The 25,125-nt window shown below is 46.0% G+C and carries 13 protein-coding genes; all 13 read left to right on the top strand.

All coding sequences use genetic code 11. The features are described from left to right. The first annotated feature begins 98 nt into the window (after nucleotides 1-98). The 13 genes from AC58QT_RS09805 to AC58QT_RS09745 all read left to right on the top strand — a co-directional run bounded on the left by AC58QT_RS09805 (nucleotide 99) and on the right by AC58QT_RS09745 (nucleotide 24,926). Nucleotides 99-1,805 carry a right-handed parallel beta-helix repeat-containing protein gene (locus AC58QT_RS09805; protein WP_497408755.1) on the top strand — a complete coding sequence of 569 codons (1,707 nt, stop codon included), beginning with the start codon at nucleotides 99-101 and terminating at the stop codon, nucleotides 1,803-1,805. Between the two features lie 90 nt (nucleotides 1,806-1,895). Then, entirely contained in the window at nucleotides 1,896-3,014 is a 1,119-nt protein-coding gene (locus AC58QT_RS09800; RefSeq protein ID WP_497408869.1) for an ABC transporter ATP-binding protein, read from the top strand. Between the two features lie 19 nt (nucleotides 3,015-3,033). Beyond that, nucleotides 3,034-5,964, top strand: a complete 2,931-nt coding sequence (locus AC58QT_RS09795) for an extracellular solute-binding protein (RefSeq protein ID WP_497408754.1) — start codon at nucleotides 3,034-3,036, stop codon at nucleotides 5,962-5,964. After that, on the top strand, nucleotides 5,964-6,932 hold the full coding sequence (locus AC58QT_RS09790; RefSeq protein ID WP_497408753.1) for a carbohydrate ABC transporter permease: 969 nt from the start codon (nucleotides 5,964-5,966) through the stop codon (nucleotides 6,930-6,932). Before AC58QT_RS09795 ends, AC58QT_RS09790 begins: the two co-directional genes overlap by 1 nt. 2 nt (nucleotides 6,933-6,934) lie before the next feature. Then, complete coding sequence (locus AC58QT_RS09785) at nucleotides 6,935-7,807, top strand: carbohydrate ABC transporter permease (RefSeq protein ID WP_497408752.1); 873 nt, start codon at nucleotides 6,935-6,937, stop codon at nucleotides 7,805-7,807. 46 nt (nucleotides 7,808-7,853) lie between these two features. Continuing rightward, on the top strand, nucleotides 7,854-9,917 hold the full coding sequence (locus tag AC58QT_RS09780; protein ID WP_497408751.1) for a YIP1 family protein: 2,064 nt from the start codon (nucleotides 7,854-7,856) through the stop codon (nucleotides 9,915-9,917). Further along, complete coding sequence (locus AC58QT_RS09775; RefSeq protein ID WP_497408750.1) at nucleotides 9,910-12,105, top strand: DUF5696 domain-containing protein; 2,196 nt, start codon at nucleotides 9,910-9,912, stop codon at nucleotides 12,103-12,105. Before AC58QT_RS09780 ends, AC58QT_RS09775 begins: the two co-directional genes overlap by 8 nt. Then, nucleotides 12,102-13,043 (top strand): carbohydrate ABC transporter permease, encoded by a 942-nt coding sequence (locus AC58QT_RS09770; RefSeq protein WP_497408749.1) that lies wholly within the window; start codon nucleotides 12,102-12,104, stop codon nucleotides 13,041-13,043. Before AC58QT_RS09775 ends, AC58QT_RS09770 begins: the two co-directional genes overlap by 4 nt. Further along, nucleotides 13,040-14,017 carry a carbohydrate ABC transporter permease gene (locus AC58QT_RS09765; protein WP_497408748.1) on the top strand — a complete coding sequence of 326 codons (978 nt, stop codon included), beginning with the start codon at nucleotides 13,040-13,042 and terminating at the stop codon, nucleotides 14,015-14,017. The genes AC58QT_RS09770 and AC58QT_RS09765 overlap by 4 nt, the downstream gene beginning before the upstream one ends. Nucleotides 14,018-14,155: 138 nt before the next feature. Next, nucleotides 14,156-15,520 carry an ABC transporter substrate-binding protein gene (locus tag AC58QT_RS09760; RefSeq protein WP_497408747.1) on the top strand — a complete coding sequence of 455 codons (1,365 nt, stop codon included), beginning with the start codon at nucleotides 14,156-14,158 and terminating at the stop codon, nucleotides 15,518-15,520. A 110-nt stretch (nucleotides 15,521-15,630) separates the two neighbouring features. Next, nucleotides 15,631-16,644: a LacI family DNA-binding transcriptional regulator gene (locus AC58QT_RS09755; RefSeq protein WP_497408746.1), complete on the top strand. Its 1,014-nt coding sequence runs from the start codon at nucleotides 15,631-15,633 to the stop codon at nucleotides 16,642-16,644. 156 nt (nucleotides 16,645-16,800) lie between these two features. Next, nucleotides 16,801-19,383, top strand: coding sequence for a glycoside hydrolase family 2 protein (locus AC58QT_RS09750; RefSeq protein ID WP_497408745.1), 2,583 nt, complete (start codon nucleotides 16,801-16,803; stop codon nucleotides 19,381-19,383). A 140-nt stretch (nucleotides 19,384-19,523) separates the two neighbouring features. Beyond that, complete coding sequence (locus AC58QT_RS09745) at nucleotides 19,524-24,926, top strand: Ig-like domain-containing protein (RefSeq protein WP_497408744.1); 5,403 nt, start codon at nucleotides 19,524-19,526, stop codon at nucleotides 24,924-24,926. Nucleotides 24,927-25,125 lie beyond the last annotated feature (199 nt).

Genomic DNA, 25,125 nt, shown 5'->3' with positions numbered 1-25,125 from the left:
AATTTAGAGTGAATCCATTTTTAAACCAAATTAATCGTTGACTAATTTACTATAATAAACTAAAATTTAAGTAAATCATAGGAAATGGAGAGTTGGTATTGTCCATTGTAAATATGAAAGACTTTGGTGTAGAGCCCGACCAGGGGGCAGACGCTACCCTAGCAGTATATGCCGCAATTGAAAGATGTAAAGAACTAGAACGCCCAACCCTTGTGTTTCCTAAAGGGACGTACCATTTCTGGCCGGAGTATGCGGTAGAGCGCCAGTATTTCATTCCGAATCACGATCAAAACAAGAATCGGCGGATTGCTTTTCCTTTGATTGGCATGAAAGGATTGACGATTGACGGCCAAGGTTCCGAATTTATTTTTCACGGCTTAACACTGCCCTTTGTGCTCGATGACTGTCAGGAAATGACGGTGAAGAACCTTACCATCGATTGGGAGCGTCCCATATTATCACAAGGGCAAGTTATTGGTGTCTCCAAACAGTCCTTTGATGTAGAAATCCCATCGGGCTATCCGTACGACATTGTTGATCAGGAACTCGTATTTAAAGGTGAAGGTTGGCAAGAACCTTGCAAAGGCATTATAGAAATGGATCCGCTTACAAAATCACCCGTATTTCAATCAGGTGATTACCTGAACTATGGGAACTATACAAAGTTACGCGTGAAGGAAGTTTCACCTGGTGTCGTACGCTTCACGGAGGCAGGTGACCATCTCCCGAAAGTGGGGAGCGAATTGATTTTTCAATGCGGAGAACGTGACTGCCCTGGATTTTTTATCAACAACAGTACGGATACGCAGCTCATTGCCATTGATATGCACCATACCATCGGTATGGGTGTTATTGGGCAAAGAAGCGAGAACATCCGCTTGCAGTCGTTTAATGTGAAGCTCAGAGAAGGCACCAACCGTTTATTCACTACTTCGGCGGATGCGACACATTTTGTATATTGCCGCGGTATGATCGACATTGAAGGTTGCCTGTTTGAGAATCAAATGGACGATCCCTGTAATGTGCATGGCATTTATATGACGTTCTACAAACGCATCGCCGAGGATACGCTGTTGCTCAGATTGAATCATAATCAGCAAAAAGGTGCGGAAGTATTCCTTCCGGGCGAGCGGGTGCGATTTATCCAGAAGCAAAGCTTGTTGCCTCATTTGGAAGCACTTGTGAAGAGTGTTCGCTGCTTGAACCCGGAGTTTTATCTCGTGACGTTTGATCGCAAGCTGCCGGGCACGATTGATTTGCATAGCGCCGTGGAGAATGTGACCTGGGCAGCTGACTTGCGCATTCGGAATTGTATAGCGAGGGGCAACCGAGCTAGGGGATTTCTGATTACGACCTCGGGGAAAGTTTGGATCGAAGGGAATACGATTTCCACTCCTGGTGCGGCAATCAAAATTTCCGGAGATGCTAACTATTGGTTCGAATCCGGTGCGGTTCAAGATATTACGATACGAAATAATGTTTTCCAAGATTGTAATACGTGCTTCCCGCAATGGGGGAGTGCGGCGATCGACATTGATCCGGAGATACAGAAGCCGGATATCCAAGGGGAGTGTTATCACGCCAACATTATCATTGAAGACAATACATTTATTGCGTTTCATCCCTACCTAGTGAAGGGGCGAAGTATAAACGGCGCCGTCATCCGAAATAATGTTGTCAACCGTTCTGAGCAATACCCGTCTCCACGGGGAATGGCGTTTGAAGTGATTTTAAACAACTGTAAAAATGTCATTATTGATAATAATACATGTCCTTCAGAATCGTTAATTATAGTAAAAAAATAGTAAAAAAAGATTGAAATCTGACATGGAGTCGTCTAAGATGTTAGTGAATGCTAACTAACCAGCGATCGAGAAGGGACGAAGGTGAGTACATTGGCTAGTATTTCTTTTAATCATGTGTGTAAGTACTATAAGTCTGAAAAAAAGCCTTCCGTGAATAATTTCCATCTTGAAGTTGCAGATGGTGAGTTTTTGGTATTAGTTGGACCTTCGGGTTGCGGCAAAACGACAACGCTGCGCATGCTGTCTGGATTAGAAGAAGTATCTGAAGGGGAAATTTACATTGGAAGTCGATTCGTCAATTACGTTTCGCCCAAAGACCGAGATATTGCGATGGTGTTCCAAAATTATGCATTATACCCGAATCTATCGGTCTACGAAAACATGGCTCTCGGGCTCAAGCTGCGCAAGGTTGCTAAGCATGAGGTTGAACTGCGAGTCAAAAAAGCAGCACGCATTCTTGAAATTTCGAATCATTTGGATAAAAAACCGAACCAACTCTCCGGAGGGCAGAAGCAGCGCGTCGCTTTAGGAAGAGCGATTGTCAGGGAACCTGCGGTATTCCTAATGGATGAACCACTTTCCAATCTTGATGCGAAGCTCAGAACTCAGACGAGAGCCGAGTTAATCAAAATGCATCAAGCGCTGCAGACGACTACCGTGTACGTCACACACGATCAGACGGAAGCGTTAACCATGGGGACGCGTATTGTCGTCATGAAGGATGGCGTCATTCAACAGGTGGATACACCGTCCGAGGTTTACAGCAATCCAACCAATCTATTTGTGGCTAGCTTTATCGGGTCACCAGCGATGAACTTTATCAAAGGATCCATTAGCGAGAGCTCAGGAAAGTTTTATTTTATGAATAAACGTTTGAACTTGCGGATCCCGGAATCTTATTATCCTTTTTTCAGGAAGACGACCTGCAATTTGCGAGAAATTGTCCTTGGGATACGGCCAGAGCACGTAATCAGCGATCAGCAAGCAGTAAGTGAAGCTCAGGACTGGAAAGTAAGCGCTTTAATGGAGATCCTAGAGATGATGGGTGCTGACACGTTTCTCTATTTGAAAATTGGCGAAGATCAACTGATCTCACGCGTCGTCGAAGCCCGGGAGAGTTATGCGGCTAACGAATCGCTCGAAATCGCGCTGAACATGAATAAGGCACATTTCTTTGATGAAAAATCAGGAAACTCTATCTGCTGCTAGATGGAACGGAGGCAGAATGATGAAATATCGGAAAGCGATAATATATACCACGATACTTGCGATCATCGTTGGTTTTTATGCGATTAGATCTCATCTAGGTCAGGGCACGTATCCAGTCGTATCAGCTGAAAGTGTGCGTCTTCCGGCTGCGAATGCCGAGGGAATTCCTTACTATTTGGAACTTCAGCGTCAATATGCGGCTGCAAGTGTAAAAGGGTATACCGGCCAACCGGTAACGGTTCCTTCGGCCCGCGTTTTGGCAACGAAGGATGGGGCCAAAACGGACATAGTGAAGGATTCAGCATCTGGCGAAGACGTTCTTCACTGGCAGAACGGAGCAGGTGCGGTCGAATGGGAGATTGGAGTACCTCAAGATGGGCTGTATAATCTGGAGATCGCTTACAAACCGGAGAGTGAGAGTTCCAGCTCCATTTATTATGGTTTACAAATTGATGGGAAGTTGCCGTTTGCTGAAGCGAAGTCCGTGGAGTTTCTAAAGCAGTGGCGCGATCTTACGTTCCCTTATACGAAGGATGTGCTGGGTAATGAGATTCGTTCCCGGCAAGCGCAAGTAAAGGAATGGAAGACGATGCGATATACGGATTACAATGTATCCTCTCAACCTATCGCTTTTCATTTAAAAGCAGGTAAGCATACGATTCGTTTTCAGGCCGTCAACGAGCCCATGTTTTGGAAATCAATCAGCTTGGTCGCTCCTAACCAAATTGTAAGTTACAAGGATTATGTGAAGGATAAGCCTGAAACACATAGTGATCCACACTGGTTTATGAAGTTTGAAGCGGAGCAGCTAAGTTACAAATCACATACGTCCATTCAAACCGGCACGCGCAATGAATCGCAAGTGTCGCCTGACCCGAGAGGACGGATTATCTATAACGTTATAGATGGTGATAAATGGAAAAAACCGGGTGAATGGATTGCGTGGCAAATCGATGTCCCCGAAACAGGTTGGTATGAATTAGATACCAAATATTATCAACGCTTTCATGGAAAAACAAATGTATATCGCACGCTAATGATTGATGGAGCTGTCCCTTTTCAGGAGATGCTGCACTACACGTTTCCTTATAATGATAGGCTGGAAATTTATACGCTTCAGGATGGGCAAGGAACACCCTATCAGTTCTTCTTGGAGAAGGGCAAGCATGAGATTAGGATGATTGCGGACGCTTCCTTGGTTGATCAAGCTTTCTTGTCTCTAACCTCTACAATTAGCGACGTCAACACACTTGAGCAGGAGTTGCGCAAAGTAACTGGCGATTACGGGGCAAATGCTGGAGATACCTATCGAACTTGGGATTTAGAAAGCTATATGCTTGATGTGAGTGAGCGACTTCAGTCCATTTTGGACCGTTTACATCTCATTACCGATTACCTCAACGGACTCAACCAAAGCGCTACAACAGCTACGAACACGATTCGAATGGCTGCTGCGATGGTGGAAGACTTGATGGAAGATGTGGACAAAATCCCAAATAAACTGAAAGTGTTCCCGGATTTGAAGACGCGGCTTAGCACGTGGTTGGACACTTATAATGATCAAAGCCTTACACTTGATTACTTGGTTTTACGTGCGCCAGAGGCCAATACGGGGTTGAAGGAATCCAATATGGTTTCTCAAATGGCGTATTCGGCGGGCAACTTTCTTCGTACCTTCTATCAAAAGTACGACACAAGAGAAGAAAACAAGAAAGACGGGCTTGAGATTTGGATTGGCCGTAACCGAGATTATGCAGGGCTGCTGCAGGAGATGATTAATCAGGATTTCACACCTGCTACGGGCATCAAAGTGAACGTCAATCTCATGCCTGATCCTAATGCACTTACACTTAGTAATGCAGCTGGGGATCAACCAGATCTTGCGCTTGGCGTAGCGCAGGACACCCCTGTTGATTTTGCCATGCGAGGAGCTTCTGCGGACTTGAAGACGTTCAGCGATTATGAGGAAGTAGCTGCACGATTTAATCCTGGAGCCATGCGAAACATGAACTATAACCATGGCGTGTACGCGCTTCCGGAAACACAGGTATTTCATTTATTATTTTATCGTAAGAGCGTTATGAAAGCGCTGGACATCGAAGTTCCCCAAACGTGGGATGAGGTTAGAAAAATACTTCCAACGCTGCAAGAGAAAGGTTTGTCTTTCTTTTATCCGAACAAGGACTATGTACCGTTCTTCTATATGTATGGGGCAGAGTTTTACTCGAAGGATGGTTTGAAAGCGGCATTCGAAACGGAAGAGGGCTATGAAGCCTTTAAGTTATGGACAGATCTATTTAATAAATTCGACCTTCCGAAAGATGTCCCATCGTTTTTTAACCATTTTAAACTAGGGGATATGCCAATCGGGGTTTCGGATTATAATACGTATCTTCAACTGCTGTCCTCTGCACCAGAAGTTGTTGGAGACTGGGGTATTGCACCAATACCAGGCGTCAAGCAAGCAAATGGTGATATTGCCAGATGGTCGCAGAATACGATGTCGTCTGCCATGATGTTAGATAAAAGTGATAAGAAAGATAAAGCATGGGAGTTCCTCAAATGGTGGACATCAGATGCGGTACAGCTTCAATACGGTAGTGAGATAGAGTCGTACTATGGAATTGCCTATCGCTGGAATACAGCGAATATGCAGGCGCTCGCTTCGATGCCGTGGCCATCGGAAGATTTGGCTGTCATTGAAGAGCAGAATCGTTGGGTGAAAAATGTGCCGAATATCCCAGGTGGTTATTTTCTGTCTCGCGAGATGGAATTTGCTTGGAACCGAGTTGTTGTCAACAAGCTGCCGCCAAAGGATTCGCTCGACAAAGGGGCAGTATCTCTTGAGAAAGAAATGGTGCGAAAGCAGAAAAATCTAGGCATTTTGCCTACCGATAATTTGAATGTGGAGACGTTTAACCAGCCTTATGATTGGGGGGCCGTTCGCTAATGAAACCTAATGTGATGACGACAAAACGTACGGTACAATCCAGATTGTCTGTGTTCTCGATCCACAAGCTGGTGTCAACTTTGTATCAGCAGAGGCTGTCCTATCTATTTTTGGCACCGTTCTTAATCTGCTTCACTTTCTTTATTTTAGTACCTGTGTTTATGGCGATGTTTATGAGCTTCACTTCTTATGATGCTTTTCAATCGCCTAAATTTATTGGCTTTAGCAATTTTATATCCTTACTGACACAAGATCAGATTTTTATGAAGTATGCGCTGCCCAATACGATTAAATTTGCTTTTTTCGTAGGGCCGATTGGTTATCTGCTCACTTTTTTTGTGGCTTGGTTGATTTACCAGATGCCGAAGAGCATTCGCGATATTGTTTCGCTCGCTTTTTATGCACCATCCATGGTAGGAGGTGTAGCACTCACAGTAGTTTGGCAGGCTGCTTTCAGCGGAGATTATGTGGGATATTTGAACAACTTCCTGCTGAATTTAGGGTTTATTCAATCTCCCATTCTCTGGCTGCAGACACCAACGTACTTCTTAAATATTATGATTATCGTGACGATCTGGATGAGCTTTGGTGTTGGCTTCCTAGCCATGCTAGCGGGCTTTGATACGGTGAACAAAGAATTGTATGAAGCAGGACGCATCGACGGTATTTCCAATCGTCTGCAGGAAGTCTACTACATCACCGTTCCTTCCATGAAACCGCAGATGCTATTTAGCTCCGTTATGGCGATTGTTGGGACATTGAAAGCCGGGGCCATTTCGACACAATTGTCGGGAGCGCAGATCTCCCCACAATATTCTGGACATCTGATTCTCAATCACATCGATGATTATGCCTTTCTCCGCTACGAGCTAGGCTATGCCTCGATGGTGTCCTTTGTGCTTCTTATCATTTCGTATTTTGCGATGAAACTCAGTTATCGGCTGTTTGGCCATAAGGAAGGTGAATAGGGGTGGCGACACTCGTTCAGCAATTTCGAAGAATGACTTGGTCAGAGCTCGTGCTGTTAATTATCTTGCTGCTGACTGCGGCTTTCCTTTCCCTTCCGATCGTTTTCATCGTGAATCATGCGTTTAAACCATTTAGTGAGTTATTCGCTTTTCCGCCTACCTTTATCGTCAAACAGCCGACACTGTCGAATTTTTATGAATTGTTTCAACGTACATCAACAGGGGCCGTACCGTTTACTCGCTATTTATTTAACAGTATGATTGTTGTCATTTTCACGCTAGCTGCGGTTATCGTCTCGAGCTGCATGGCCGCTTATGTGCTTTCCAAGCATAAGTTCATGTTCAAAGCGATTATTATGGGGGTCATCATGTTAGCGCTGATGTATGCGCCGGAAACCGTGGCAATCCCGCGTTATTTAATGATCAGTTGGCTGAACATTAACAACACGTATTTGGGGCACATTCTCCCATTTGTGGCATCGCCGGTTGCGGTATTTCTGATGAAGCAATTTATTGATCAAATTCCGAATGAATTGCTCGAGGCAGCCAAAATCGACGGCGCTTCTGAACTGCGAATTTTCTTCAAAATGGTCGTTCCTCTCTCATTTCCAGCTGTTGCGACGATCTCCATCATCACCATTCAAGGGGTATGGGGAGATACGCAAGCTTCTACGCTGTTTATGCAGGATGAAACGATGAAGACGTTGCCGTACTATATTACGACGTTAACGACAGCAGCAGCTGGCGGCAATACGATTGCCGGGCAAGGGATGGCGGCAGCAGCGGGATTACTCATGTTTTTACCTAACCTGTTTGTGTTTCTAGCTTTCCAAAAACGAATTATGGAGACGATGCTGCACTCCGGCGTGAAGTGACGGCAGGGCGGAGGAGCACGAAGCTATGATGGAAAGAGGGTCTTGTATGCTTACAAGCAAAAACATCGTTTGGATTGCGCTGGTTTTCATGCTTCTTTTTCCGGCATCCGCCCGCGCTTCGCAGCCATACGATACCTTTTATGTGAATCAAACATCAGATGGCAATTACATATCGTGGATGCAGGATGTCTATACGACCGGCGATACCATTGTTGGCATGGGACCAACGGCGTTCAATAGTCCTTCTGACTTGTTTATAACAAGCTCGGATGAGGTGTTTGTCGCCGATACGGGCAATCAACGTGTTGTGCAATTAGATGCACATGGCAAATATGTGAGAGAGATTGGCAAGGAGAAAGGGCCGGGACAATTACGGGCACCTGAGGGTGTATTTGTCACAAGTAACGGCACCATTTATGTTGCCGACACAGGCAATCAGCGCGTTGTCGTCTATGACAGCAAGGGTGCTTTTATCAAGGAGATGAAGAAGCCGAATTCTCCTTATCTCCCTAAGGATTTCTATTTTGTACCTGTCAAAATTGTCGTAGACGCCAGAGATGTTCTCTATGTCGTGTCTAAAGGTGCTTATCAAGGCATGGTGCGAATTGGAAAAACAGGCGAGTTTGAAGGATTCTTCGGTGGGAATAAATCCACGGCTTCTGTGATGGATCGCTTGAAAAGACTCCTTTTCACGAAAGATCAATTAGAGAAAGAAACGGCAATTCGCCCGCTGGAGGTAAGCAATGTCACCTTAGGCAGCGAAGGGTTCATTTACACGGATACGAAGGGAGTAACCTCCAGCCAAATTAAGCAATTAAGTGCAGGTGGAACGGATCGGTTTCAGAATTTAAAAACCGTCAAATTCAATGATTCTGATCAAATTGTGGATGTTGCGATGGACAGCAAGCAGTTTATGTTTGTTCTGGATCAAAGGTTGGCTAGCAGAGAGACACGAGGATTGGGTATGATTTCGATTCATAGCCCTGGCGGTACGGAAATGTTTCGGTTTGGTAAAACGTTTAAGGCACCGGAACAGAAGGGGATATTGGCTTACCCGGTAAGTATTGGCGTCAATTCTCGGAATGAGCTCTGGGTGCTGGATAAAACATTAAACATGATTCAAGTGTATGAGCGGACCCCTTTTGGCCAAACGTTCTTAAGTGCCGCTTATGATTATTACATCGGGGATTTTGAGAGGAGCAAAGAGAATTGGCAGAAGGTTCTCGAACAGAACGAGTTGATTAGCTTAACGTACAGCGGTCTGGGCGAGGTAGCAATTAAAGAAGGCCGTATCGAAGATGCGATGACTAACTTTCGAATTACGTACGATGCTGACGGTTACTCGGAAGCTTTCTGGACGTATCGGATGCACTGGATCGACCAAGATCTGATCCGAACGTTGGCAGGGTTGCTTGCGCTGTGGCTCTTGTACCGGTATGTGCTAAAACGATGGCTGGGTGTGTTGTTGCAGCGCGCTCCGCGTTTCTTCCGGCACATCGCAGATGAATTACGAGATTGCGTGTATACCATGTTTCATCCGTATGAAGGTTTTTATCGTTTGAAAGGCAGGAAAATCTCGTTCTGGAGCCTTGGAACGCTTACTCTTCTGTTGTTCCTTACGAAATTGGCTACGATTTACTGGACAGGTTTTAGCTTTTTCCCAACCAATCTGAAGGCGATTGCTTGGGGACAGGAGATGATATTCTTGGCTGCGCCTGTCATCACATGGGTCGTTGCCAACTATTTGATCAGTACGATTAAAGATGGCGAAGGTCGTTTTCGGGAAGTGCTGCAGGGCGCCATATTCGCCATGGTTCCTTACATACTTTTCTCGATTCCAATTCTGATTCTATCGAACATTCTGGTACTTGAAGAGAAGATATTGATTACGATGCTGACAACGATCATGTGGCTATGGATCGGCACGTTGTTTATTGTTAAGACGCAAGTCACGCACAATTTTGAGTTTATCGAGAACATTCGCAATTCGGTAACGACAGTATTTACGATTGGGATTATTTGGGTGTTCATTGCGGTCGGTATCGGACTAACCTTCAATCTGTGGGACTTTATCTATCAGCTGTATAAGGAGGTTGCTTTCCTTGGTTAAACCGATCTGGAAAAACCGAAAAATAGGGATCGCAGCCGGTGCTGTGCTTGTGATCCTTGGTGTAGGAGGATATACGATCGCCTCTTCGGCTTCCCTTACGGGAACCGTTGATTTCTCACCACGTGAGACCATAAGGATGCCGATCACGCAAGGTGCTGCTCTGAACACATCAGCGACGGACCTGAATGGCTGGACAGTCGTGAAGCAAAACCAACGATATGCCTTAAAGCTACATGTAAAATCCGGTAATCTAGCTGTCAAAGATCTTTCGACCGGCTTTGAATGGACAGCTTTTGCGAAGCAGGAGCTCTTAGACAGGGAAAAAGTAGGTGGAACGCTGCGAACTAATTTGGAATCTCCGTTTATAATGGAATATTTCGAAACGTCCGCGATTCAGCGCAAGATTAAAAACGCGAAAGATCCGAATGCCGTGATTACCTACTCCCAAACCAATCAAGGATTTGCAGCCGATTACACCTTCAAGGATATTGAAATTGGTTTTCGGATGGAATTTGACTTAACGGATGATGGGGTGAAAGTGTCCATTCCGGTACAAAGTATTTCGGAGAAGAACAAGTTCAAACTGATTTCCATAGAATCGTTGCCTTTTTTTGGAGCGGCCGGAGCGGATTCGAAAGCAGGGTATATGTTCATCCCGGATGGCCCTGGTGGGTTAATTCGCTTTCCTCAAGAGCAGGAACTGGTTGGGAAAGGCTATGAGCAGCCGGTTTATGGTGCGGAGCTTACCACAGGCAACTTTCCTGAAACCAATATGAGTCCGGTCTCAATGCCGGTTTTTGGGATGAAGCAAGGAAATAACGCATTTCTGGCGATCATTGAGAAAGGCGAGTATACGGCGTCCATCAAAGCGTATCGGCCAGGCATTATCAGTAATATGAACTCCGTAAGCACGAAGTTTGTGTATCGTGAGGAATATGATCGACGGTTAAGTCTCGGTGGAAAGTCTGTGCGCGTATTCCAAGATGAGATGGCGGCACAGGACCGGGTCGTGGATTATCATTTTTTACGCGGGGATCAGGCCGATTATGTCGGCATGGCAAAGACGTACCGAACGTATATGCTCGATACGAATCGGATCACGAATAAACTAGCGCCTACTCCGCATGTACCGCTGGATCTCACCTTAATAGGAGGGGATTCGGACTGGAACGGAAACTCGGGATATACGCCAGCGACTACCTTCAAACAAGCGCAGTATATTGAGGAAGACTTGAAGAAAAGCGGCGTTGAAGCCATGCATATTACGTATGAACAGTGGCAGGAAAAAGGCAGCCTAAGTCCATCTAGACTTTTTTCACTGGAAGGAAAATTAGGTGGTGACAAAGACTTGCAAGCCTTCGTCGATTCATCCCATAGCAACGGCTATAAAGTGCTCTTCAAAACAGATGTTGTCGAAGCGAGTACCGAATTTGTTAACCATTCCCCCAAATCATTCGGTATACGCTCCATTGAAGGCAATGTCATGATGGATAAAGATTGGTTTTGGTTTACGCCAAATGTTTCGTATAACTTGACGAGGAGCATCGGCGACAAATTGAAGGGCTTCGGCATCGATGGTATCCAGTTCTCTGATATAGGCAATCTGCTTTTTAGAGACTATAATCCATCGCATAACTATCAGCGGGAGGATTCGGCCTATGTGTACCAGCACATGTTGGATTATTCAAACCGTGAGCTGGGGATGAACGGGATAAGTTTAGGCAATGCCTATGCGTTGCAGCATGCGAAGCATATTCAGAATTTGCCGAATGATATTAATCATTTCTATGACATTAGTGAAAGGGTGCCTTTCGCGCCAATCGTATTACATGGCAATATCTCTTATTCGATGGGAGCGGGAAATATTCGAGATAATGACCAAGAGGAGTTCCTGAGAGCTGTCGAATACGGCGCGGTTCCTTCATTTGTGCTGACATACGAGTCGACGCGTGCGTTGCTGGAAACCTATTCTTGGGGCGTATACAGCTCCCGCTATGCCTCGTGGAAAGATAAACTACTGAAGGAATATAACGATTTTAATCGGCTAGCCGAAATTTATGATCAACCGATTACGAATCATCGGCAGGTAAGTGATGGTGTGTTCGAAACGCAATATGGGAATGGCACAAGTGTGATTGTGGACTACAACAGTCTGTCGTTTCGAGTGGAAAAGGGGGGGAGTTGGTGAGTACAGTGATCCAAGACAACGTGAAAACAACAGAGAAAAGAGAGATCTCCCCTCGCAGTAAAAAGAGAGCCAGATTCCACTTTAGGTGGAAAGAATATGGTGTAGGTTATCTCTTCATGCTCCCCTGGATCATCGGTTTCAGTGTCTTTATGGCGTTTCCGATCGGGTGGTCATTGTACCTATGCTTCAATAAAGTGAGCTTAACCGGCAGTGGGTTCAAATATCAATGGGTTGGCTTGCAAAATTTCAAGGACACGCTGTTCAAGGATAACGAATACAGTGTGCAGATTATTGCCTTCTTCCAGCAAATGATCGTCATCTTACCTGTCATCATTATATTTTCCCTGTTGGTAGCCATTCTGTTGAATCAAAATTTTCCGGGCCGATTCCTTTTCCGGGCTATTTTCTTCCTTCCCGTTATTTTCTCCACAGGGCAGGTTTTGACAGAGTTGTTCAAACAGGGAGCCGGTGATGTACCGTTTATTTCACAATATGGCATTGATACCTTTGTAACTGAAAATTTCAGCAAAGCCTTGGCGGATCCGATCATTAGCTTTCTGGGCATGATGATCATTATTCTGTGGTCGTCTGGCGTGCAGATCCTCATCTTTATTGCCGGTTTCCAAACGGTTTCACGCTCGATCTATGAGGCTGTGCGAATCGATGGGGCATCACCATGGGAAAGCTTCTGGAAGATTACACTGCCGAGTATCGTACCCTTCATTGCACTGAATCTACTCTATACGACGGTAGACCTGTTTACATTCCCATTGAATCCCGTTATGGAGCAAATCCGTAAACATATGTTCAATATGTCGACAGGGTACGGATATGCTAGTGCGTTAGCCTGGTTCTATTTCTTGCTGATCATGATTGTCATTGCATTGATCTTGTGGTTTCTGAACAGCGCCAATCAGTCAAGGAGGGTTAGAGCATGAAGGCGGATACTCCACTCAGAGAAATAGCCCAATCCGTTCAATCGTTCGTGGAAGGGAAAAAGGCTCAGAAAATGAAGCTGTTGATTCTCGGACAAAACACGAATGATGGCTGGTTGGCCAAAATAGTCATTTATTACTTACTGTCTATCGTAGCGTTTTTGTACTTGCAGCCTTTTTTCTATATGGTGACTACCATGCTCAAAAGTCTAGGGGATTTATTGGACCCAACGGTCCAATGGATTCCACGTACGCTGGATTGGAGTAATCTGGAACGGGCATTCAAAGGACTGAAATACCCGGAAGCGGTTCTGAACACGTCCACTATTGCTCTGTTTGGATCACTCATCCAGGTGTTGATTTGCGGAATGACTGGCTATGCACTGGCTCGTCTTACATTTCCGGGAAAGAAACTGATCTTTGGACTCGTCTTTTTGACCTTTCTCATTCCGCCGCAAATTATCATCATTCCGCTTTACGTTATTTTTAGTAAATTAGGTTGGTTAAATACGCCATTTGTTTTCTTGGTTCCGGCACTGTTTGGGCAAGGATTGAAAAGCGCATTGTTTATTATTATTTTTCGTCAGTTTTTCAATTCACTGCCGAAAGCGTTGGAAGAGGCGGCTATGATTGACGGTGCGTCCGTATTCCGCTTGTTTTTTCGCATTATTTTCCCGTTGTCGCTGCCGGCATGCTTGGTGGTGTTCCTCTTTTCATTTGTCTGGTACTGGAATGAATTTTACATGACATCATTTTTCCTATCCACGGAATTTACGCCGCTATCCCTGCGTTTAGGATCTCTGGAGACAGTGATATTCGGTCCAAATCCCGTTCCTGAAGCACAAATGAACAATCCAGTAACCGAAGGAACGAAGATGGCGGGGGCCTTTCTCATTGTGTTTCCACCATTGCTCCTCTATATGATTGCGCAAAGATGGTTTGTAGAAGGTATTGAGCGGACAGGGCTGATCGACTAAAAATAAATTAAACTAAAATAATAAAAATTAAATTAAAAATGTATTGTATTTTAAACTATAATTATATATGATAATGGAAGAGATACTTCTTAGTTTGAACATCCAAGATGGTTGATAACAAACAAATGGAGGGTTCACATGAAAAGAAAATTACCGGTTATGCTGTTTTCCGCACTCATGATGTCTTCGATTATGCTAAGTGGATGTTCAAGCTCGAATGAGCCGGCTGCGAGTTCTACACAGCCAGGTGCTACAGATGCGCCGAAGGCAACGGCCAAGGCAGAACCTGTTACATTGAAATATATTCGAGGCTCTGGACTTTCGGATACTGAGAAGAAATATCTGGACCTGTTTCAACAACAAAACCCGAACATTAAGATCCAAGTGGAGCAAACACCGGAAGGTAAGGGTGGTCTAGGGGATATCATGGAAAAAGCGGCAGCGCTGCAGGCAGCTGGTACACCAGGCGATATCACTTGGGTCCAAGATGTTCTCCCTTGGGGCAAAGGTGAATTGTTGCTCGATCTAGCGCCTTATATGAAATCCGATCCAGTGCTGAGCAAAGCCAAAATACCAGCGGATTCTTTGAAAGCGCTGCAATTCAAAAACAAGCAAGTCGCGCTGCCGAGAGCAGAGAATCCAATCATTATGTTCGTAAATAAAGATTTGCTTGCTAAAAAAGGAATTGAGATGCCAAAGAATGATTGGACATGGGATCAGTACCGTGACATCGCGAAGAAAATAACGGATCCGAAAGCTGGGGAATACGGTATTGCTTACGGACATTTTAACTCCATTATTACGGCAGGCGTACTTCCGGTAGCTAATGGCACGACACCTAATTTGTACTTTATGGATAAGGATTGGAAGCAAAGTTTGTTGAATACGCCGGCTGGAAGAAGCGACATTGAATGGATTGCTGATCTGCAGCGTGTCGACCACTCTATCGGGACATGGGAAGAACTTACGAAAGTGGGTTCGGACGACGGTTGGTTGAAAGGAAAGACGGCGTTTGAAATTCACGGGGTTTGGGAAGGTAAAAACCGTAGGGAAAAAGCGAAGTTTAACTGGGATGTGCTGCCTTTACCAAAAGGAAAAGAGAAACAAATTGGTTATAACGTAGGGACGGGGATAGGTGTATTGAGTGCATCTAAGCATCCAGCAGAAGCCGTGAAATTCTTGTCCTTTATGCACACGGCAGAAGCGCAGAAGCTCATGATGCAGAACGGCGATTTCCCGCTGACTGAAGATCAAGAAATGAAGCAAGCCTTGGTAGAGACGCCGATTTGGAAAGGTACGAACATTCTTGCAACGATCGGTGTGGAGATGAGAGCGGAACCTGTTGGTTCGATTGTTGGGAAAGAAGAATACGTCCAATGGTGGAGCGATGATGTTCAAAAAGCATTCAAAGAAGGTGCTGATCTGAATAAACCGTTCTTTGATCAAACTCAACATTTTAATGAAGTCACATTGAAGCTGCGTAAGGAACTTGGACTGGAATAATAGCATAAGTGGCTGCTGTCCGGTTTTAGCGGATAGCAGTCGTTTTTTATATTTTATTAAAATATAGAAAATTAATTTCGAGGTTTGACATGTCGAAAAAGGAGGCTGCCATGGTTACGCTGAAAGATATCGCTGCGAAGACGAATTTGTCGGTGACGACAGTTTCCCGAGTTGTGAATTTTAATGATACCACCATCTGTAGTGAAGACACGCAGAGATTAATTTGGTCATTGGTCGAAAGCATGAATTATAAAGTGAAGAATAAAAGAGCCAAGGTAAGTAAAGAGGCAGACCCCCAACGCGCATATAAATTGGGTTATGTATTGGGGCAATCGTCATATGCTGCCCAAGGCTCCTATGGCTATCACATCATTAAGGGGATAGAGTCGGAGGCGATTAATCGAGGCTCATCAATAACATTCAGCTGCCTGAACTTGGATCTCTATAAACCTGCTGAGCTCTGTGAGCGGTTTGAAGAGGCAGGAGTGCATGCTGTCATTTGGATCGCAGGGACAGATGAAGCGTATCTCAACATGCTGAAGAGTAAAAATTTCCGAGTGACGGTAGTGGGTATTGAACCAAGCTTTCTGCCTGAACACGTAGATTATGTAGGGGTTGACTTCTATCCGGAGACACTGAAATGGCTCAAGACGAAGTTTGTGAATAGGTTCGAACAGATGGGATATATAGGGCCGTTGTTTAGTTCAAGGTACGAAGCGTTCATCGATGCCCATAAAATTCTTGGGAAGCCTATCGATCCTTCCTTTGTCATAGAACATGAAGGCTGGGAGGTCTCTTCTGCTAAAGCGGCCATGGCAGAATTTCTGGAGCGGACAGAGCGCCTTCCTGAAGCTTTCTTTGCAGCAAGCGACTTGATCGCGATCGGTTCCATGACAACGTTTAAGGAAAAGGGGGTCCTTGTACCTGATCAGGTGAAGATACTGGGCTTTGACAACAATGAAATGGCAGGCTATGTGTCACCTGGCCTAACAACGATCGGCGTGCCGACCTATGAGATCGGGGTTGTAGCTGTTCAGGCATCGATCTCCCGTTTAAATGAGGAGAGAGACTTCCCTGTTCGATTCATTTTACCGACGCGTTATGTAGAAAGAGAGTCTCTCTAATGAGCATGAGACGGCATCCTGGAGTAAGATTTAATTTAGTTTATTTAATACATTTTAATCTAAAATTATATTGATTTTTTAACTAAAATTATATAAAATGAAGGTATCAAAATGTACCACTATTTTAAGCGCTTACACGATGGGAGAGATTGAAACATGGGCAACGAGAAACGAAATCCGCACTATTCTACAGCTGATTTTTACGGAATTGAGGGAAGTCCAAGACAGGTATTTAATTTTAACCCAGGTTGGCGATTTACGAAAGGTGATAGTCAAGGCGCGCAATATGAGTACTATGATGATCGTGAGTGGGAAGCGGCAGCGCTCCCGCATGGGTTAGAAATTACTGGAGAAAATGCTAGCGGAATGCGAAACTATCAGGGGGCAGCGTGGTATCGAAAGCGTTTTACTCTTCCTGAGTCGATGAAGAACAAGCGCGTTGTGGTCTACTTTGAAGCGGTTATGGGGAAATCGGAAGTCTGGCTGAACGGCAAACGTATTGCACAGCATTTTGGCGGATACTTACCGTTTGCAGCGGATATCACAGAACTTATTCATCTTGATGGGCGTGATAATTTAATCGCAGTGCGTGCTGATAATGCGAATGATCCGACATATGCGCCAGGCAAAGAACAGGCTCACCTAGATTTTAGCTATCTTGGCGGTATTTATCGCAACGTTTATTTAATTGAAACAGAGTCGTTGCATGTGACACATAGTTTGCTTAGTCAGACGACAGCTGGCGGAGGCGTTTTCGTTGGGGTTCAAGATGTCGTAGACAAGAATGCCAATATTGAAGTGCGTACGGAAGTGTTGAATGAAAGCGATCGCCTTCATACGTTTACGCTTCGCACGGTGCTCGAGACCATGGAAGGGGCAGAGTTGCTCATTCAAGAGGAAGCAGCTGAGTTGCAGCCAGGGGAAGCTCGTCAATTTACTCAGCAGTTACTGGCCAATGATGTTCATCTCTGGGAGCCGAATGATCCTTATCTTCACTTTATTCGAACGGAAGTTGTTGCGGACGGTCGCGTTGTCGACAGCTTTAGAACCCGATTTGGGATTCGTTTGTTTGAAATGCGTGGCGACGAAGGATTCTTCGTTAATAAACAATACATCGGATACAAACTAAGCGGAGTAAACCGGCACCAGGATTACGCCTATGTGGGGAATGCACTGCCAAATTCAGGGCAATGGCGCGATGCCGTTCTGCTTAGGGAAGGCGGATCCAACGTTGTGCGAGCGGCTCATTACCCGCTGGCACCATCCTTTATGGATGCTTGTGACGAGTTGGGGCTGCTGGTAACCGTTGCGAATCCAGGATGGCAATTCCATAATCATGTGGATGCGATTTTTGAACAACGTGTAATCGAAGATACGCGTGACATGGTTCGTCGTGATCGCAACCGTCCTGCTGTTCTGCTTTGGGAAACCGCATTGAACGAAACGGATGACCAACCGATCTCCATGCTTCAAGAGATGCATCGCGTTGTACATGAAGAGTTCCCATACCCAGGTGCGTTTACTTGTGCAGACGTGGATCATGCGAAATTAGCTGGATTTGATTTTTATTACCATGGCAGCATGGAAGATGAGAAGTGCTCCCTTACACGTGAATATGGCGACGGTGGAGAAGTTGACAATTTCTACTCGCAGAATGCCATGACGCGTGTAAAACGCGAGTGGGGCGAGCAAGCTATGCTGAACCAAGCGATGGTGAGAGCTAGGGACTTAAATGAGATTTATGGTACACCTCCCAAACGCATTGGAGCAACCGTATGGTGTGGTATCGATCATCAGAGGGGGTATCATCCGGACCCGTTCTTAGGCGGAGTGCTGGATGTATACCGTCTTCCACGCTATTCCTACTTTTTGTTCAAAAGTCAGTACGATGCGAATTTCAAGTTGAACGGTATCTCTACAGGTCCAATGGTGTATATTACCCATGAAATTTCCCAAGTGTCAGGCAGCGATGTTGTCCTGTTCACCAACTGTGAGGAAGTCCGTCTGACCTGGCTAGGTCAAGTAATCGGTATGCAAAAGCCGGAGCAAGGTTACGATCAAGTTCCGCATCCCCCAGTCATTTTCCGCAACGTGTTTGATTATCACGAAATTTCCTCGAAATGGCGAAATCGGACAAAAGAAATCGAAATGGTCGCTGAGGGACTTATTAATGGTCAAGTTGTGTGCCGCCAAATCAAATCTTACGCCGAGCGTCTGACGGGAATCCGGTTGGAGTTGGACGATCAAGGGATTGATTTGCAAGCAGATGGTTCGGATTTTGTAGCTGTGCGTGCCGTGCTGATTGACAATAAAGGTGTAACTAAGGTATTAAACAGCGAGTATATTCAATTTGAAGTAGAAGGCTGCGGTGAAATTATTAGTGGTGATACGCCTGGCGCAAACCCAATGAAGACGCAATTCGGTGTTGCTACAGCCTTTATTCGCGCGACGACGGAAGCGGGTGAAATCCGTGTGACCGCATCAAGTTATGGGCTAGAACCCGCACAGATCGTGATTCACTCAGTGAAGTCGGAGCTGCCGATCTTGTTCGATCTAGGGTACGCAGAAAGTGAGCAAGCAACGTCTTCAGGTGTGCAAAAGGTTAAGGCTGCGGATCAGCCAATTGCTCCTGTGAAGCCAGAGGAAATTAGCAAACTTGAGGCAGAGGTTAAACGTCTGCAGCTAGAGCTGATAAGCAAAGAGCAAGATATTATGGAACTGCGGGGAACTCGCAGATAGCGAAATGGAGGAGGCTGCATGCAGAAACGCGTGATGGGCAGCCTCCTTTTTTTAAAAGTGAGGGTATAAGCAACTAATCTAAGGCAATGAGAGTTCGGGGACCCGAGCGTCATGTGCCTAAAAGTGAGGGAATATTACGTATGAAGTCTAACAGAACAAGCAAAATGTTTGTCATTATGTTGGCCATCATGATGGTAGTAAGCAGCTTACCTTTCAGTATGAACGCCAATGCTAACGCGTCTACACTGCCGGTTTACCAAGCATCAACCGGTTACTCTGGCGTGCAAGGGAATCAGCAGTGGCGCTATCAATACCTCCCCTTCGATAGGACGGAATATCAAGATTTGCCATCATTTGCTGGAAACAACTGGTGGAAAGGCACGAATAACTGGGATTGGGGGAAATTAACGAATACCATTGTGACGCCTGGATCCCTGGCAGATACAGCTCGTACGTTCCTTGTACCCGAAACGGGGAATGTTACCATTGCAGCTGCACAGTCGATTACCATTAATCCGGAAACTTATGGCGGTGCAAGACTGAAAATCATGAAGAACAATACACAGCTCTGGCCTTCTACGGGAGACTGGCAGCCCATTGCTGCTAATCAACCACTCGACTTCCCAAGTGTGACCGCCTCCGTGTATAAAGGAGATCGGTTGTATTTTGTGGCAAACAGCGGGCAAGATCATGCGAATGGTCACGATGATATCCAGTGGGATCCTGTGATTTCGTATACGGACATCTTGGAAGCGGTTTCTCCAACGGGAGTGACGCTGGATCAGCATGCTTTACAGCTTACAGTAGGTCAGTCTGCATCTCTGCAAGCTGCCGTGTTGCCTAGCAATGCGTCGAACCAAAGCTTGTTCTGGAGCTCTAGCAATTCGCAAGTTGCGACGGTTGTGAATGGTCAAGTGACAGCATTAGCCAATGGTACAACAACCATTACCGTAACGACGATGGACGGCAATCTGACGGATACCTGTACCGTAACTGCCACAGGATGGCTCCCTACATTTAAAGCTTCGAGTGGCTATTCCGGCGTACAGGGAAGTAATCATTGGCGCTACCAATATCGTACGTTTGATGCATCTGTCTTTTCCGATTTGCCATCTTTCGCCGGCAATCAATGGTGGAAAGCATCAGGTAACTGGGATTGGGGTTTGCTGACTAAAACGAGTGTAACACCAGGGTCGCAATCGGATACTTCGCGTACCTTTATGGCGCCAGAGAGCGGCACGATAACGATTACAGCCGCACAGCCAATTACGATTCATCCGGATACATACGGTGGTGCAAGATTGAAAATTATGAAAAATGATACGCAAATTTGGCCAGCCAGCGGTGAGTGGCAGTCCCTTGTTGCTAAGCAAGTCATTACGTTCGCACCTTTGTCCGTTACTGTCTCCAAAGGAGATCGCCTTTATTTTATCGCCAACAGCGGCAGTGACCATTTGAATGGGTTTGATGATATGGTATGGGATCCAGTTCTCGTCTACACGGAAGTTGTGAATACGGTTTCACCGACACAAGTGACACTGGATCAGCATGAGATACAAATGAATATGGATGACACACTTACCCTGCATGCAACGGTGACACCTAGTGATGTGACCAATGCCAATGTGACCTGGACATCCAGTAATCCGCAGGTAGCGGTAGTCGAGAATGGTCAGGTCAAAGCGTTGGCTCAAGGAACCGTAACGATTACGGTGTCGACAATGGATGGCGGACTAAGCGACAGCTGTACAATCGTTGTAGTGGGTTCTCCGTCGTACCGAGCTACTTGGGGCTTCGCTGGTGTACAAGGCGAGAACCATTGGCGTTATCAGTATCGCTCGTTCGGTGACGAGTTTTTCACAGATTTGCCAGTATTCAGTGGAGGCAATTGGTGGAAGACAGGCAACAATTGGGACTGGGGGAAAGTATCTGGCAATGAAGTGACTCCGGGTTCGCAGGCAGATACGTCCCGTACGTTTGTTGCACCAGACTCCGGAAGTTTAACGGTGACTGCGGCTCAGCCGATCACGATTCATCCGAATACGTATGGCGGCGCAAGATTAAAGTTGATGAAGAACGATACGCAGATTTGGCCTGCGACAGGAGAATGGGTCTCGCTTGCTGCAAAAGAAAGCATCGTATTCCCAATGTTACCTGTATCTGTCTTAAAGGGAGATCGCTTATATTTTATTGCAAATAGCGGTGCGGATCGTGCGAATGGCTTTGATGATATTCAGTGGGATCCTGTGCTGAAATACACGGAGGTGACGGAATCGGTCTCGCCAACACAAATTACCTTGGATCAACATCACCTGCAGCCTGGCATAGGTGAAAAGCTTACGCTGCATGCCGCTATTACACCTGCGAATGTAACCAACTCGGCACTCTATTGGACATCGAGCAATCCTAAGGTAGCGGCAGTCCGCAACGGGCTCGTCACGGTTATCGGACCTGGTACGGCGAAGATTACCGCCACGACCGCAGACGGTGAATTAACGGATCACTGTCAGATTACGGTGGACGGTTCAGGAGCTATCAATCGTTCCGAACTGTTATTCATGCTGACACAAACATTGAAACTACCGAGTGTACCTTATCGAGGTATCTTTAACGATGTGGCTGCTGGGACGGGATATGCCGATGATTTGCAAAGCGCGCATGATAACGCACTCATCGATAGTCATCTGATTGAGAATGGCAGCCTGCATCCGATTGCACCCATTACTCGTGAAGAGGCAGCATCGATGCTAATCAATGGTTATAATCGTGCCATGCTGCAAGATGCCGTGCTTGGCGATATCAGCACACTTTCGGATAAGGACCAGATTCAAGCATGGGCTGCAGCTCATGTACAGGCAGATCGCAAGCTTGGCATCGTCTATCCGCAGGATACGTATCCGACGCAGTTTAATCCGCAAGGTGCTGTGACAAGATTCGAAGCGCTGGACATGATGAAGCGTTTGCTTGCTGTCATGGATATTCAAGCGATGATTGCATCTGCTGTTGCAGAAGGCAAGAGTCAGCTTGTTATTCCGCCCAATACGTACCGTATCTCACCGAAATCCGGTTCGACCATCATTCCAATCTCCAATGCGCACAACTTGGACATTATCGGTGACGGCGTGACGGTGATCGGAACAACGTTAACGCGTATGCTCGAAATATCTAACAGCACGAATGTGACGATTAGCGGCATTACCATTAATTATGACCCGCTGCCGTTCACCCAAGGACATGTCAAGGCAATAGCACCTGACCTTTCTTATTTGGATATTGAGCTTTCCGCTGGTTATCCAAGAGAGCTGTTTTCCAGATTGTCCATCTATGATCCCGTTACGAAATTCCAAAAGCACGGCATTAATCATTTATGGGGCACGACGGCCAAATGGAATGAAGACGGCACGATGCGGATATCCCTGAACGGTGTGGGAACCAACGTGAACGTTGGCGATCCGGTCTCGATGGCAGGCGGTCAAGCATCGGGCGGAGCGCCGCACGGTATTACGGTTGGCGGCAGCAGCGGTATTGTGTTCCGCAATGTGACGGAACATACAGCCCCTGGCTTTGGCTTTCTGGAAGCAGGAAGTGAGGGAGGCACAGTGTTGGACGGCTTCAAGCTCGTTCCAGGCCCTGCGCCAGTAGGAGCGACAGAAACACCTTTACTAACGGCAGTATGGGACGGTATTCAGTTTAAAACGTCCTACAAAGGCCCGATTGTGGAAAACTCAGTAGTACGCAACGCTGGTGACGACAGTTTTAGTATCCAATCTGGCGATTACGGCGTCGTGAAGGTGCAAGGGAATGAAATTGTTATCGTTATGCGGGACGGCAGTCAAGGAGTCAAAACGGGGGATAGACTAAGACAATTTAACTCTACCCCAGAAGCGATTGTAACATCGGTGGAAAAAGTGATGAAAGCTTCTGTGGGCATGGATCCAGCACTCCTACGCAAAATTAATGAGGCAGCAGATTGGACGCCATGGCGCTTTACGGAAGAAACGTACTACAAAATTAAGCTGGATCGTCCGTCACCCTTCCAGGTAGAGGACTTTATTTTCAGCCCGGACCGTATGGGCAATGGCTTTATTTTCCGCAATAACGATATCTACAGTCCAGGACGGGGCATGCTGCTGAAAGCCGGTGATGGCCTCATTGAAAATAACATGTTCCATGGTGGTGACAAAGCGATTATTATTTCCCCGGAAGTTGTGACCGATTCGCATGCGGGAGCGGGGAACAATCTCATTATTCGCAATAATACTATTCTTGAGACCGGTTATCATCATTATATGCCTTGGTCCGATCAAGCGGGCGCAATCGGATTTGCTGCCGGCAATGTGAAGAGCGAGAAAGCGTTCTCTCATATCACGATTGAAAATAACACGTTCGATGGTGTCAACGGCCTTAATTTAAACCTAAGCAATGTTAAAAATGTGACGGTGAAAAATAACCAGTTTCTTCGTACGCATCTGCAAGAGCCAGGCAATAACGGCGCAGACAAAGGGATTGATCCTTCTTCGGTCATCTGGGTGAACAACGCGGAGGATGTAACATTTGCTGGCAATGAAATTGACCGGATGGGGGGTTACTCTTCCATGGCGGTGAACGTACGGCCTGACACCAGCGGAATAACGGGTGCGGATGACGGCGTCACCATCGTCAATTCCACAGCGCCGAATAAACTCAGCCAAGTGGTGCTTGCTGTAGACGCTGTTTCGCTGCAACCGGCGGATTTCACAACTGCACGCATCAAAGGCATGTTAAGCAGTGGAGTCTCTACGTCATTGATCGGAGCTAAAATTGTTTACAGCACAAGCAATGCATCGGTAGCCGTTGTAGATGTGCAGGGTAAAATTACTGCGGTTGCAAAAGGTTTAGCGCAAATTGTTGCTGCGGTGACGTGGAACGGTGTAACCGTGGCAACGAATAAAGTTGCCATTCATGTTGTTGTACCTCCCTCAACAGCGAAGCCTGGGCAGCCTGTCCTCTCGGATACGAGCGGACACGCAGCGGGATTGAAGGACGGTAACTACACCGTCACCATGAACATGTGGTGGGGCAATAACGGTACCGAGTACCAATTGTTCGAGAATGGTGTCTTGATCCACACGCAGACCTTGACGGATGGAGCTCCTGCAGCGCAGCAGGCTAAGTTTGACGTGAAGGGCAAAATCAACGGAACGTATACGTATACGGCGGAGTTAATAAATAAATTTGGCAAGTCAACGAGTGCACCGCTGGTCGTTTCCGTAACCGATGCAGCGCCAGGCAAACCGGTGATTTCGCATAATAATTGGGATGGAGACGGAACATATCAAGTGACGATGAACCTGTGGTGGGGGACAAATGCCACGGCATATCGACTTTATGAAAATGGGGTGTTGCTGGATTCAAAATCGTTATCAGCAGCAACGCCGAATGCTCAAACGGTTACCAGCTTAATTGCAGGCCGAGGTATCGGCGTGTACGAGTACCGAGCGGAATTAGTGAACAGCGCAGGAATTACGTCGAGTGAGAAGCTCAAAGTAACCGTGACCAAATAAAGGGAAAAGCTGTCCGATAAGTAGATGATCCTACTTTAGGACAGCTTTTTATTGCCTATAGAATGGCCAATATTTCATGATGATTTCACTTATTTTTTGAATAAAAAAAACTCCCTATAAGGGAGTTATGAGAAAGCGCATTCAAGTCGGAGGAGAAGGCGCTGAACTACCGAAACATGAATTGAAATCCTTGGTTGTT

It is taken from the genome of Paenibacillus sp. J31R109 (genome assembly GCF_059692055.1).
The sequence above is the reverse complement of the archived record's forward strand: the minus strand, read 5'-3'. Positions and strand labels throughout refer to the sequence as shown.